This window comes from Paenibacillus sp. FSL H3-0321, from assembly GCF_038002865.1.
In the GTDB taxonomy this organism is placed as follows: Bacteria; Bacillota; Bacilli; order Paenibacillales; family Paenibacillaceae; genus Paenibacillus_AQ.
Genome location: NZ_JBBODH010000001.1, coordinates 5,673,107 through 5,685,538 on the forward strand (window position 1 = coordinate 5,673,107; position 12,432 = coordinate 5,685,538).

The window sequence follows — 12,432 nt, forward strand, 5'->3', positions numbered from 1 at the left end:
CAAACGACCTTTAAAATCCTCTTCTTTACTCCGGTTTTCATCGATTTTTGCGGATAATACACAAAACACTCCATGTAATTCACTCGTAATGTAAATAAACCTAACGTATAATTTCGAATTTTATATTAAAACCGCTCATATATTAGTGACGGAGAAATAACTGTATGTTAATATAAATGACATCTTGAGGGAATGAACAGATTGTAAGGCGTAGAAAGGGGATTTTTGATTATTATGGAGAGAAGGGGATGGCGATGGAGTACTTCGTTCAGCAGTTAATTAACGGTATTTCCGTAGGCAGTATTTACGCTCTAATCGCCCTTGGTTACACCATGGTGTACGGAATTATTAAGCTGATCAATTTTGCGCATGGGGATGTGTTTATGGTCGGTTCGTTTATCGGACTCTACAGCGCAAAATATTTGGCGAACGCAGGGCTCCCTCCTGTGCTTGTGTTGATCTTGTCGCTTATAATTTCGATGACCATCAGCGCACTGCTGGGCATCACGATTGAACGCTTCGCCTACAAGCCGCTGCGCAAATCGACCCGGATAGCCGCACTTATTACGGCCATTGGCGTATCGTTCCTGCTGGAATACACTGGAGTGCTTATTCTCGGGCCTCAGGCGAAAGGCTTCCCGGACATAATGGACAAGAAACAGTACCAGTTGTTCGGCACATCCATTCAAGTGGAATCCAATCAAGTCATGATTCTTCTAACAACCATAATTCTTATGATTCTCTTGCAATATATCGTACGTTACACCAAAACCGGTAAAGCGATGCGGGCGGTATCGTTCGATGTGGAGGCGGCCCGTTTGATGGGGATCAACGTAGACCGCACCATCTCGGCAACTTTTGCTATCGGTTCGGCGCTGGCCGCTGCTGCCGGAGTGATTTTCGGCATGACTTACAACTCCGTCGATCCGCTGATGGGCGTTATGCCGGGGCTTAAAGCTTTTGTAGCCGCAGTGCTTGGAGGCATTGGAAGTATTCCCGGGGCGCTTGTTGGCGGATTGCTGCTGGGAACGGTAGAGACGGAGATTTCTTCGCTCGGATTTTCCTCCTGGCGTGATGGAGTGGCTTTTGCAGTATTGATCCTGATCCTTATCTTTAAACCATCCGGGCTGTTCGGCAAGAATGTCCGGGAGAAAGTGTAGGAGGGAACCGGCGTGAAGATGATAAGCAAAAAGTTCTGGATGGGCATTATTGTTGCCCTGGCGTTTTATGGAGTCGTCCAAGTTCTTCTAACAACGGGAATATTCAGTGATGTCACAAGGTCGATGCTTCTCTTGATCGGTGTCAACATCATGCTGGCGGTATCGCTTAACCTCATTACCGGGATTACCGGACAATTCTCCATCGGTCATGCAGGCTTTATGTCTGTAGGTGCGTACACTTCGGCGATTCTGACACTGGATTATAACGTTCCATTCGTTCCGGCGATTATTGCCGGCGGTTTGCTCGCTGCTGTGTTTGGGGTCCTGATCGGAATGCCTACACTCCGGCTGAATGGTGACTATCTGGCCATCGCCACACTGGGGTTCGGCGAGATTATCCGGATCATCATGCTGAACACGGAATTCGTCGGCGGCGCCTCCGGGCTCAGCGGCATCCCTGCCAAAACGACCTGGACCCTGCTATTTCTCTTTACCTTAATTACAGTGGTTGTGATCAATAACTTTATAAGATCCACACATGGCCGGGCCTGCCTTGCCATCCGTGAGAATGAAATCGCCGCAGAGGCGATGGGGATTAACACGACGCGCTATAAGATTATTGCCTTTACAATCGGTGCATTGTTCGCCGGTATAGCGGGTGGATTGTCTGCGCATACGTTCTACGTGATTACTCCGGGCAGCTTTAACTTTCTGAAATCGTTCGAGATTATCGTTATGGTTGTTCTCGGGGGACTCGGCAGTACAGCCGGCTCCATTGTGGGTGCTGTCTTTGTAACCTTGCTCTACACCTATCTGCGTGAATTCCCGGAATGGCGGATGATTATTTATTCGATCGTTCTGATCCTGATGATGATATTCCGTCCAAGCGGGCTGCTGGGTACAACGAAATTTTCATTCGGCAAGCTTGGCAAAAAGGAGGTGAAGGCAGATGACAGCATCACAGGCAGCAGTGCTTCTTGACGTTAAAGAGGCCAGCCGTTCTTTTGGAGGGCTTAAGGCGCTCAGCGAAGTTTCTCTTCACATTAACAAAGGTGAACTGATCGGTCTGATTGGGCCGAATGGTGCCGGCAAAACGACGCTTTTCAACCTGTTAACCGGCGTATACCCGCCCTCTACAGGCAGCATTCTTCTTAACAATGAGTCCATTGGCGGGATGAAGCCCTATAAGATCAACCATAAGGGCGCTGCGCGCACCTTCCAGAATATCCGGCTGTTTACGGCCATGACAGTATTGGAGAATGTCAAAATCGCCTTTCACCAGCATGCCAGACATTCCTTGTTCACCTCCATGCTGCGGCTGCCGAAGCATTTCAAGGGAGAGGACGAAATTACACGGAAGGCGATGGATATTCTCAAAATATTCAATCTCGCGGACCAGAGTGAAGAGGTTGCCAGCAATCTCAGCTATGGTAACCAGCGGCGTCTGGAAATTGCACGGGCGCTGGCGGCAGGGCCGAAGCTGCTGCTGCTGGATGAACCGGCGGCGGGCATGAACCCGAACGAGACGCGGGACTTAATGAATCTGATCGCCTGGATACGCGAGGAATTTGACCTCACCATTCTGTTGATCGAGCATGATATGTCGCTTGTTATGGGCGTCTGCAACCGGATTTATGTCTTGGATCGCGGGATACTGATTGCTGATGGAACTCCGGCGGAGATTCGGAATAATCCCAAGGTTATCGAAGCGTATTTGGGACAGGAGGCGTAATGGCAATGCTTAAAGTACAGGGGATCAATGTTTATTATGGAGCCATTCATGCTCTGAAGGACCTTAGCATCCATGTCGAGCAAGGGGAAATTGTAACACTGATCGGAGCCAATGGTGCAGGCAAATCAACGCTCCTGAAGACTCTGTCAGGTCTGCTTAAACCCAAGACAGGCAGCATTGAATTTCTGGATAAATCAATAACCAGCCAGAGTGTTCAGGCGATCGTCAAGCAGGGCTTGATCCATTGTCCTGAAGGACGCCGCGTGTTCGCCAATATGTCTGTTGAAGAGAACCTTGAGCTTGGCGCTTACCTGCAGGAATCCGGAAGTCTGGCGGCTGATTTCGAGAAGGTGTACGACATCTTTCCGAGGCTCCGGGAACGCAAGAAGCAGCAGGCAGGTACTTTGTCCGGTGGCGAACAGCAGATGCTTGCCATGGGGCGGGCCATTATGGGGCATCCCCAGCTGCTGCTGCTGGATGAGCCATCCATGGGGCTTGCACCGCTGCTGGTACAGGATATTTTCAAGATTATTAAAGATGTGAACGAAGCCGGAACTACTGTGCTGCTGGTGGAGCAAAATGCGCATCAGGCGCTCAAAATCGCCCACCGCGCCTACGTGCTGGAAACGGGCAGGGTTGTTCTTGAAGGGGATGCCAAGGAATTGGCGGATTCCGAAGAAATCAAAATGGCTTATCTCGGGCACTAAGAGGTTAGCCTCACTAAGGGCATCATAGAAACAACATATATACAATTCTATTATCCGGGAGGCTGGGAGAAACTATGAAGAAAATTGGGGCCATTATTTTGTCAACAGTACTGACTGCAGTATTGGCATCGGGCTGCGGCAACGACAACACAGAGAACAGCGGAAACTCTGCAAGCGGCGGCAATTCTGGCGGGGGCACTATCAAAATCGGCGCGAACCTTGAGCTCACAGGCGGCCAGGCCTCTTTCGGTGATTCGGTATCCAAGGGCGCGAAGCTGGCAGTACAGCAGATCAATGACGCAGGCGGCGTACTCGGTAAGAAACTGGAATTAATCGTGGCCGATAACGCCTCGAAATCCGAGGAAGCCACGCAAGTCGCGCAAAAACTGATTACCAGTGATAAGGTTGTTACGATTATCGGCGCTTCGACTTCGACCAACACGCTGGGGATCGTCCCGGTGGCTACCGAGAAGAAAATACCGCTGCTATCCGTAGGTGCCACCAACCCTAAAGTGACGGTGGATGAGCGCAGTGGCAATGTGAACGAATGGGTGTTCCGCACAGCCTTTATCGATCCTTTCCAAGGAGAAGTTATGGCTAACTTTGCTGTAGATTCGCTGAAAGCCAAAACAGCTGTAATTTACACAGATACGTCGAGTGACTACTCCAAGGGTCTGCAAAAGTTCTTTGAAGAAACCTTCAAGGCAAAAGGCGGAGAGGTGCTGAGCCAGGAATCCTATCAGCAAAAAGACTCCGACTTCAAAGCCGTGCTGACACGGATCAAAGAGCAAAATCCGGATGTAATCTATCTGCCGGGCTACTATGAAGAAGTTGGCAAAATCATAAAGCAAGCCCGCGAGATGGGCATTACAGTTCCATTCCTTGGCGGCGACGGCTGGGATTCTCCGCAACTCGCTGAAATCGCCGGCAAAGCGGCTCTGGACAACACTTATATGTCCAACCACTACTCACCGGAAGATACCGCTCCTGAAGTTACATCCTTTGTTGATGCCTACAAAGCTGCCAATGGGGGCGCAGTACCGGACGGGATGGCCGCTCTTGGTTATGATTCCCTGAAGCTGGTTGCTGACGCCATTACCCGTGCAGGTGAGGCCGATCCTGCCAAGATTAAAGATGCTTTGGCAGCAACCAAAGATCTGCAGCTGGCTACCGGTAAAATCACGCTCAACGAAACACATGACCCAGTTAAAGCAGCTGTCGTTCTGAAATTCGTTGACGGCACACAAACTTTCGAAACAAAGGTAAATCCGTAAGAGATTAAGAACCGCAATCAAATTTGTTTATCATCGGGGAGTCCAGTACGCCCTGAATCACCTTAGCTGTGAAGAGAAAGGCTCAACATTGGGCCTTTCTTTTCGTGATCTATGAGTGTCCGTTATTTTTTTGAGAATAGTTCTTGTCAAATCTCCCTGGGTTTGATATACTCATTTTTGTTGTGACAAAGACAACTTATCAAACATGGCCCGTTGGTCAAGGGGTTAAGACACCTCCCTTTCACGGAGGTAACATGGGTTCGAATCCCATACGGGTCATATATGCGGTAGTGGTGGAATGGCAGACACGCTATCTTGAGGGGGTAGTGGGTGTATACCCGTGGAGGTTCGAGTCCTCTCTACCGCATACATAATTAGCAAAAAGAGCCTTGATCATTCAAGGTTCTTTTTGCTTTCTTTATGTTGAGTATGATTTGTTGGCGAATTGAAAAATGAAAATCCCTGTGCTATAGTTAATTCAACGTACGTTTAGTGAATTGAATTTGAAATGGGTGGGCTTATGCATAAAGAAATAAAGAGCATGACAAGCAGAGATCTCCAGGCCAGCGAACGGAGAGAACAAATTCTAAACGCAGCCAGACAATTATTTGTACAGGAAGGATACCATGCAGCTTCGATGCGTGCCATCAATAAAAAGGTTGGAATGTCGGATGCATTAACTTATCATTACTTTCCGGAAGGAAAGCTGGAGATATTTAATACCATTATCCGGGAGGGGCACGAACAACGTATTCAGGATATCAATAATTTCGTGAAATCCTTAAAAAGTGATCTGTCCCTTAGGGATGGGCTGCTGCTCGTTGGACAGAAGGTTTCGGAAATTTTTCTAAGCAATGATGAAATCACTCAACTAGTGATTCGCGAAAAAAATTTACTGGAGCCGGAGCAGTACAAATTCTTAACGAATATTACTCAGCAGCTGATTGACTCAATGATTGGATTTTTATCGAATGAACCTATTAAAAGTCAAATCAGAGAGATGGATCTCAGATTGGCTATTATGCAATTTATCTATAATTTCACAACCATCAGTATTTTTGGGAAAGAGTTCGTAGTAGATGGTTATGATGGATATATCGAAAAGATTGTGGACTTCACAGTAAAATTATGGTCTGAATGACCGTAATTTTTTTGATGTTTTAGCTAATCGGACGTTTAGTTAGTTTGAATAGGCAATAGAATCAATCTACTTAAGGAGACAAAGATTATGGGAAGCAAATTGTTACTGGAAGCCCGCGGAATAAATAAGACCTTCGGGAGCAGAAAAGTGGTTAACAATTTAAATCTTTCGATTGAGACTGGAGATATTTATGGCTTTCTTGGCCCAAACGGAGCAGGGAAAACGACAACAATCAGAATACTTCTCGGGTTGATAAGTCCTGATTCGGGAGAAGTGAAGATAGACGGGGTGAGTCTGCGGACTGATTTTAAAAAATCCATTTCTGCGATTGGGGCAATGATCGACCCCGCTTTCTATACTTATCTGTCCGGATATGACAATCTCAGGCTGATTGCAAACCTGATTCCCGGAATGAATAACAGCAATATCAAAGAGGTTCTTGATATCGTGGGAATGATGGAGAGAGCGGAAGACAAGGTGAAAACTTACTCGCTCGGAATGAAACAGCGGCTTGGAATTGCCAGCGCTCTTTTAAATAATCCTAAGCTTATTATTCTTGATGAGCCTACCAATGGACTTGATCCGCAGGGGATGGTGGAAATCAGGGAATTGATTGTACATCTTGCGAAGGAGAAAGGAATCTCATTCCTGATATCAAGCCACTTGTTAGTTGAAGTTGAGCAAATATGCACAAAGGTAGGAATTATCAAAGAAGGGAATCTCCTTGTGGAAGGTAATGTCAAACAGCTTTTGAAATCTGACCATGAAACATTAGTAATTCATACAGGGGAAGCTGAACGGGCATTAAAAGCGGTATCGGTAATGCAGTACGTCCAATCGGCACAGAGCATACCCCAAGGCATCCTTGTAGAGCTGCGTAATGGCTATGCATCCAGTCTAAATCAGGTGATGGTTGCACAGCAGATACCAGTGGAGGCTATTGTCCCGCAAAACGACACGCTGGAGAAATTTTTCTTTGAAATTCAAAACAGGGGGCAAAGAGGATGAAGCTTCTGAAGAATGAAATGTATAAGGTGTTTAAGCTGAATAAGCTGTTTTATTTTATGGTGATGGCCATAGGGCTTCTGATTATCCAAGGAGTAACCGTATTATCCAGTCCTTCCGGCAATATCAACGGCCAGTCGTTCCCAATGTTCATGCTAAGCCGCATTATGCCATTGTTTATATTTTTTATGGCTCTTCTATTTGCTGAAATTATCTCTGATGAATATCGTAACGGCACGCTTAAACTGTTTCTTTTGCGCCCGGTGCATAGGGTTGAACTCCTGAATGCAAAGATTGCCGCTATGATTATTTCTGTCTTAATGCTGCTGCTATTTGTAATGACAGGAAGCTATGTTATAGGCGCGGCGTTATTGGGGTGGGGGGATCAAATGATGTTCAATGATACTGTTTTCCCGGCAGCTCAAGGAATACTGCTTACACTACAGTCTTATATAATCACCGCACTGCCTTGTTTAGGGTTCGGCATGATTATTGTACTTGTATCCATCTTGTCACACACTATGGGCGGCACTATTGGAATATCTTTGGGAATCATGTTTGTACTGACCGCTCTTGAAAATGTACAGGAATTGCACAGCTTTTCTATTGTCCATCAAATGAATTTGTATCAGAGCTTTGCAGGAAAATTCCAAGCGGTAAATGTAATCAGCGGATTAGTAAATATAGCTATGTATATCCTTATATTTTATATGGGCAGCGTGCTGGCTATCAAGAAGAAGGAGATAGTGATCTGAACAATTGACGAGCTTTAATGCTACAATATTCGTAATGACAGCTGATCTGCGGCTGTCCAAAGTATGTAGCCTCGACTATTATAACAACCGGCTGTTTATTCCTGAATGGGATGGAGAGTTAATTATCTAACAAGGTCTCCCTAATATCATTCACCACTTCAGAGCTGCGGCGTATTTCGGGTACAACTCACGGATGCAGTCCGGGCAGATATCATGGGTGAATTGCAAAGACAGCTGCTGCAGCAGGAAACGTTCAATGGTCACCCACTCCTCGCTGCTGTTGCGGATGGATTTGCAGGAGGCGCAGATAGGAACAAGAGGTTGAGGATTCTTCTGGTGCAAACGCAACGGCTGGATCGTTCGGACAGACTGAACAGGCTGACTTATGATAACAGGACCAACATCCTGCAGAGAGAGAATGATAGCCTGGTTTGCTGCCGGATGCTCATGGATAAGCGGAAAGGCATCTACACGGAATCTTCTGTTGCCTTTGGCCGCAGTCTGTAGAATAAACTCGGAACTGGATATTAAAGACTCGCCGCGAAGGATGTGTTGCAGCGCCTCCTTAAGTGCAGTGATCTGGGAAGGGTTCGACATCACCTGTCCGAATAACTCCAGAGCATCAGCGCCAGTCCAATCGGCATGCGGGGATAGGCCATAATGGTTGTTGTATTCCTTCCAGGAGTCGTTGGTGAACAGGATGATCCCCTGGCTGTCGATAACCAGTGCATTATGCGGCAGAGCATTAAGGGAACGGATGAGGGAAGTGGATATGCTGAATGGCAAAGGTTATCTCTCCTTGATAGTTTGCAGGATGGAAAGCTAGGATGGAGGCAGGTTAAGCAGCTCTGCGACTTGGCGCCTGTAGCGCTCGGCCCTGCGGGTGCCGTGAATCAGATTGGATAGGCGATAAGGCGGAATTCCGTACAGCTCGCAGAATTTCTTCTGATCCATGTGCATTTCCGTCAGCCGCTGTTTGATTGCCCAGCCAAAAGGAGTAACAGGACGTTTGCTGTTCAAAAGACTTCACCTCTTATCGACTATCCAGTCGTGTGATATAATGAATGGGAATAATAATAGTTAATTATATACTTTTTTACGTCATTTTACAATAAAAAATACGTAAATAAGTATATTTAAATAGTGCGGAAGGCGGATTGCTGATGGCGTCGATATACGAGCGGATAGAATATTTGATCAAACAAAAAGGACTGACAAAAAAGTCCTTCTGTGAACAGCTGAATATCAGTACCGGCAACATGGGGGATTGGAAGCGGGGCAAGTCGACGCCCGGAACACATAAGCTGATCGAGATCGGTGCTTTTTTTCATGTGAGTCTGGATTGGCTGATTCTGGGCAAAACTACAACTGAGATTCTTCGCGAAGGCGGGGAGGATTATTTTTCTGGCCAAATACGGCAACTGAATTGCCAAAGTGAGGAATTGCTGCAGAAGGAGCAAGAATTTATTAAGGAATATATCGAGTTTGCCCGATACCGCAGGCTTAAAGAAAACGAAGAAAATTCTTAAAAGTGGTATCTTTACATTTTGCTGAAATGGATTTATAATATTGAATGTTGGCCTCAAACAATGCTTTAACGTTTTACTCACCGCGCGGTAGTGGTGGAATGGCAGACACGCTATCTTGAGGGGGTAGTGGGTGTATACCCGTGGAGGTTCGAGTCCTCTCTACCGCATACATGAAGAAACCTGAAATTCCTTGTTGCTCAAGGGATTTCAGGTTTTTTTGTTTTGTTTTATAGACTGACCCAATGGAGGGAAAAAGAGTGCCGAATAAAATTCACAACTCTAATGAGCGGTTTCTTATCGTTACCGCCGACGATTTCGGAATGTGCCATTCCATGAATGAGGCTATTATGAACCTGTACCAAGCCGATGCAATTAATTCCAGCATGATTATGATGCCGGGGCCCTGGGCGAAAGAGGCTGCTGAGTATGCCAAAAATCATCACAATGTTAATGTGGGAATTCATCTTACGCTTACTTCGAGTCTCCCGGCCTATAAGTGGGGCCCGGTTACCAGGAGTTCCAGGATACAGTCGTTAATTACTGCAGAGGGATATTTTTGGGAACATGCAGCTCATGTGGAAGAGCATGCTACTGCTGAAGCCATCCGAACTGAAATCCGAAGTCAGATCGAGATGGCTCTAACGCTGGGGATTGAACCGACACACTTGGACAGTCATGAGGGCAGTTTATTGGGATTGTCGAGAGGCCGGGATTTTCTGGAGATTGTATTTGATCTGTGCCAGGAGTACCGGCTGCCTTTTAAGCTGCCTGTTAATATAGTAAATCAATCATTTCTGGATTTAGAGACGAGGGAATTAATGACGGAGAGGATTGAATCGGCGCGGAAAAGAGGGATCTTGTTAATTGATGACTTGATTAATCTTCCCTATCACTTGGAGCAGGGGGAGGACTATGACATTGCTAAGGTTAAAATGATGGAAGCTATAAAAGGTGTGGGAGGAGGGATAACGGAAATTGTCATCCATCCTGCGCTGAATACTTATGAAATGCGGGCAATTACTCCACACTGGAAGAAAAGGGAGATCGAGTACCTGTTATTTATGGATGAGGATATTCACAGATTACTGCAAACCGAAAAGATTCAGCTTACTTCCTGGAAGGACATACGCGATAGACAACGTATGTCTTTGGCATTCGATAGAGAAGAAACCGTGTAAAGCTATTTACGCAATGTACATGAAAATAAACGGTGCCGCGATTGGCGACCAAAAGCGTAGAGCAGCGCTCCTCCAATATAATGGGAGAAGCGCTGCTCTATTAGTTATATCCGTATCTATCCCTTCCCAGGACGCTATGCAAAGCGGGGCAGGGGATTGCCTCCGACCTTCAGCCAGTCGGCAAAGCGACCCAGTGACCTGCCGAGATCTCTACCAGGCTCGATTGCTCCAGATTATATTTGTCACCGCCGCTCTGTTCCTCCAGAAGAACTCTTTTCTTGAGCGCCTCGATCTTCGGATCCGGCACCGGGATGGCCGCCAGCAGCGATTTCGTATAATCATGCTGCGGGTTGGTGTACAGCTCTTCGCTTTCAGCCAGTTCGACGATGCGGCCCATATACATCACTGCAACCCGGTCGCTGATATGCTTGACCATGGACAGGTCATGGGCAATGAACAGATACGTCAAGCCGAGACGCTGCTGCAGTTCTTCCAGCAGCTTAACGACCTGCGCCTGAATGGACATGTCCAGCGCAGACAGTGGTTCATCGCAGACGATGAACTTGGGCTCGACCGCGAGGGCGCGGGCGATGCCGATCCGCTGGCGCTGCCCGCCGGAGAATTCATGCGGATAACGGATGGCAAAGGCCGGATCAAGCCCGACCAGGTCCAGCAACTCTTCGACACGTTTCTTCCGCTCGCTTTTACTGCCGGCCATGTTATGGACATCCAGTGCCTCCCCGATGATATCCAGCACCTTGAAGCGCGGATTCAGCGATGCGTATGGGTCCTGGAAGATCATTTGCATATGGCGCCGCATCGTCTTCATCTCATGGGCATTCAGCCGGTTAACCGCCATGCCCTGGAAGAGCACATCCCCGCCAGTGGGTTCATGCAGGCGCAGAATAGAACGGCCGGTTGTAGACTTGCCGCTGCCGGATTCGCCGACCATGCCCAGCGTCTCCCCTTCGCGGATATGGAAGCTGATGTCGTTGACTGCACGCAGTACTCTGCCTTTACCAAGGTCAAAATGCTGCTTCAGCGATCTCACCTCCAGCAGCGGACGCTTCGCTTCACCCGCTCCCTGGATAAGGAGTCCGGGTGCCTTGGGCTTCTTCTTTTCGTCCAGACGGGGCAAAGCATTCAGCAACCGCTGCGTATAAGGATGTTGCGGGCGGGCAAAAATGTCCTCGGTTGTGCCCGTCTCCACAATTTCGCCGTCTTTCATTACCACTACACGGTCGCACATCCCGGCGACAACGCCCAGATCATGCGTGATCAGAATAATGGAGGTGCCGAGCCGCTTCTGCATATGCTTCATCAGGTTGAGGATCTGGGCCTGAATGGTTACATCCAGCGCCGTGGTCGGTTCGTCGGCAATGAGCAGCGCCGGCTGACAGACCAGGGCTATCGCAATCATCACCCGCTGCCGCATGCCGCCCGAGAATTCATGCGGATACTGCTGGTACCGCATCTCACTGTCGCGGATGCCGGCCTGCTTCAGCATCTCCAGCGCCTCCTGCCTAGCTGCTTTTCGGGACAGCTTGCGGTGCTTAACCAGACTTTCACTGATCTGTTCTCCAACCCGGATCGTCGGATTAAGCGAGCTCATCGGGTCCTGGAAAATCATCCCGATCTCCCGACCCCGGATGTGCTCCATCTGCTTCTCTGACTTGGCCGCCAGGTTATCTCCCAGAAAGATAATCTCTCCTTCTTTCAGATGTGCGGGCGGGGAAGGCAGCAATCTCATAATGGAACGGGCGGTGACACTTTTGCCGCTGCCCGACTCTCCGACAATCCCCAGCGTCTCCCCTTTATAAACTTCAAAGCTTACGCCGCGTATGGCAGAACGCTCTTCGTCATGGCTCTGAAAAGAGACATGTAAATTATTCACTTTTAAAATCGGGTCCATTTGTTCACCTGCCAGTTTTCCAAAATTTAAAATAGCACT

The 12,432-nt window shown here is 47.8% G+C and carries 13 protein-coding genes and 3 tRNA genes; 13 read left to right on the forward strand and 3 right to left on the reverse strand.

What is annotated here, in order from left to right; translation table 11 throughout:
• Positions 1 to 254: 254 nt before the first annotated feature.
• The 10 genes from MHI45_RS25350 to MHI45_RS25395 all read left to right on the forward strand — a co-directional run bounded on the left by MHI45_RS25350 (position 255) and on the right by MHI45_RS25395 (position 7,774).
• Positions 255 to 1,160, forward strand: a complete 906-nt coding sequence (locus tag MHI45_RS25350) for a branched-chain amino acid ABC transporter permease (protein ID WP_341119838.1) — start codon at positions 255 to 257, stop codon at positions 1,158 to 1,160.
• An 18-nt stretch (positions 1,161 to 1,178) separates the two neighbouring features.
• Complete coding sequence (locus MHI45_RS25355; protein ID WP_341119839.1) at positions 1,179 to 2,141, forward strand: branched-chain amino acid ABC transporter permease; 963 nt, start codon at positions 1,179 to 1,181, stop codon at positions 2,139 to 2,141.
• Complete coding sequence (locus MHI45_RS25360) at positions 2,110 to 2,892, forward strand: ABC transporter ATP-binding protein (RefSeq protein WP_038587007.1); 783 nt, start codon at positions 2,110 to 2,112, stop codon at positions 2,890 to 2,892. The genes MHI45_RS25355 and MHI45_RS25360 overlap by 32 nt, the downstream gene beginning before the upstream one ends.
• Before the next feature lie 5 nt (positions 2,893 to 2,897).
• Positions 2,898 to 3,599: an ABC transporter ATP-binding protein gene (locus MHI45_RS25365; RefSeq protein ID WP_038598786.1), complete on the forward strand. Its 702-nt coding sequence runs from the start codon at positions 2,898 to 2,900 to the stop codon at positions 3,597 to 3,599.
• 74 nt (positions 3,600 to 3,673) lie between these two features.
• On the forward strand, positions 3,674 to 4,873 hold the full coding sequence (locus MHI45_RS25370) for an ABC transporter substrate-binding protein (RefSeq protein ID WP_076111216.1): 1,200 nt from the start codon (positions 3,674 to 3,676) through the stop codon (positions 4,871 to 4,873).
• A 207-nt stretch (positions 4,874 to 5,080) separates the two neighbouring features.
• A tRNA-Glu gene (locus MHI45_RS25375) sits at positions 5,081 to 5,152 on the forward strand.
• A 5-nt stretch (positions 5,153 to 5,157) separates the two neighbouring features.
• Positions 5,158 to 5,240: transfer RNA gene (locus MHI45_RS25380), tRNA-Leu, on the forward strand.
• Positions 5,241 to 5,393: 153 nt separating this feature from the next.
• Entirely contained in the window at positions 5,394 to 6,014 is a 621-nt protein-coding gene (locus MHI45_RS25385) for a TetR/AcrR family transcriptional regulator (protein WP_341119604.1), read from the forward strand.
• An 87-nt stretch (positions 6,015 to 6,101) separates the two neighbouring features.
• Positions 6,102 to 7,022 (forward strand): ABC transporter ATP-binding protein, encoded by a 921-nt coding sequence (locus tag MHI45_RS25390; RefSeq protein WP_341119605.1) that lies wholly within the window; start codon positions 6,102 to 6,104, stop codon positions 7,020 to 7,022.
• A complete protein-coding gene (locus MHI45_RS25395; protein ID WP_341119606.1) occupies positions 7,019 to 7,774 on the forward strand; it encodes an ABC transporter permease in 756 nt (251 codons plus the stop codon). Before MHI45_RS25390 ends, MHI45_RS25395 begins: the two co-directional genes overlap by 4 nt.
• A 150-nt stretch (positions 7,775 to 7,924) precedes the next feature.
• Here MHI45_RS25395 and MHI45_RS25400 read toward each other — a convergent pair whose 3' ends face one another.
• Both MHI45_RS25400 and MHI45_RS25405 read right to left on the reverse strand, forming a co-directional pair.
• On the reverse strand, positions 7,925 to 8,560 hold the full coding sequence (locus MHI45_RS25400; RefSeq protein WP_341119607.1) for a PAS domain-containing protein: 636 nt from the start codon (positions 8,558 to 8,560) through the stop codon (positions 7,925 to 7,927).
• 36 nt (positions 8,561 to 8,596) lie between these two features.
• Complete coding sequence (locus MHI45_RS25405) at positions 8,597 to 8,794, reverse strand: transcriptional regulator (RefSeq protein WP_038587016.1); 198 nt, start codon at positions 8,792 to 8,794, stop codon at positions 8,597 to 8,599.
• Between the two features lie 143 nt (positions 8,795 to 8,937).
• Here MHI45_RS25405 and MHI45_RS25410 point away from each other — a divergent pair, with 143 nt between their 5' ends.
• The 3 genes from MHI45_RS25410 to MHI45_RS25420 all read left to right on the forward strand — a co-directional run bounded on the left by MHI45_RS25410 (position 8,938) and on the right by MHI45_RS25420 (position 10,481).
• Positions 8,938 to 9,303, forward strand: coding sequence for a helix-turn-helix domain-containing protein (locus tag MHI45_RS25410; RefSeq protein WP_076111211.1), 366 nt, complete (start codon positions 8,938 to 8,940; stop codon positions 9,301 to 9,303).
• Positions 9,304 to 9,387: 84 nt separating this feature from the next.
• Positions 9,388 to 9,470: transfer RNA gene (locus MHI45_RS25415), tRNA-Leu, on the forward strand.
• Between the two features lie 90 nt (positions 9,471 to 9,560).
• Positions 9,561 to 10,481 carry a polysaccharide deacetylase family protein gene (locus MHI45_RS25420; protein WP_341119608.1) on the forward strand — a complete coding sequence of 307 codons (921 nt, stop codon included), beginning with the start codon at positions 9,561 to 9,563 and terminating at the stop codon, positions 10,479 to 10,481.
• Positions 10,482 to 10,650: 169 nt separating this feature from the next.
• Here the strand turns inward: MHI45_RS25420 and MHI45_RS25425 are convergent, their stop codons facing one another.
• Positions 10,651 to 12,393, reverse strand: a complete 1,743-nt coding sequence (locus tag MHI45_RS25425) for an ABC transporter ATP-binding protein (RefSeq protein ID WP_341119609.1) — start codon at positions 12,391 to 12,393, stop codon at positions 10,651 to 10,653.
• Positions 12,394 to 12,432: the final 39 nt, after the last annotated feature.

What these genes read in the sequence shown, in the direction of transcription:
- MHI45_RS25365 (WP_038598786.1), top strand. Translation starts at nt 2,898, where the DNA reads ATGCTTAAAGTACAGGGGATCAATGTTTATTATGGAGCCATTCATGCT.
- MHI45_RS25410 (WP_076111211.1), top strand. Translation starts at nt 8,938, where the DNA reads ATGGCGTCGATATACGAGCGGATAGAATATTTGATCAAACAAAAAGGA.
- MHI45_RS25360 (WP_038587007.1), top strand. Translation starts at nt 2,110, where the DNA reads ATGACAGCATCACAGGCAGCAGTGCTTCTTGACGTTAAAGAGGCCAGC.
- MHI45_RS25350 (WP_341119838.1), top strand. Translation starts at nt 255, where the DNA reads ATGGAGTACTTCGTTCAGCAGTTAATTAACGGTATTTCCGTAGGCAGT.
- MHI45_RS25390 (WP_341119605.1), top strand. Translation starts at nt 6,102, where the DNA reads ATGGGAAGCAAATTGTTACTGGAAGCCCGCGGAATAAATAAGACCTTC.
- MHI45_RS25385 (WP_341119604.1), top strand. Translation starts at nt 5,394, where the DNA reads ATGCATAAAGAAATAAAGAGCATGACAAGCAGAGATCTCCAGGCCAGC.
- MHI45_RS25355 (WP_341119839.1), top strand. Translation starts at nt 1,179, where the DNA reads ATGATAAGCAAAAAGTTCTGGATGGGCATTATTGTTGCCCTGGCGTTT.
- MHI45_RS25395 (WP_341119606.1), top strand. Translation starts at nt 7,019, where the DNA reads ATGAAGCTTCTGAAGAATGAAATGTATAAGGTGTTTAAGCTGAATAAG.
- MHI45_RS25425 (WP_341119609.1), bottom strand. Translation starts at nt 12,393, where the DNA reads ATGGACCCGATTTTAAAAGTGAATAATTTACATGTCTCTTTTCAGAGC.
- MHI45_RS25370 (WP_076111216.1), top strand. Translation starts at nt 3,674, where the DNA reads ATGAAGAAAATTGGGGCCATTATTTTGTCAACAGTACTGACTGCAGTA.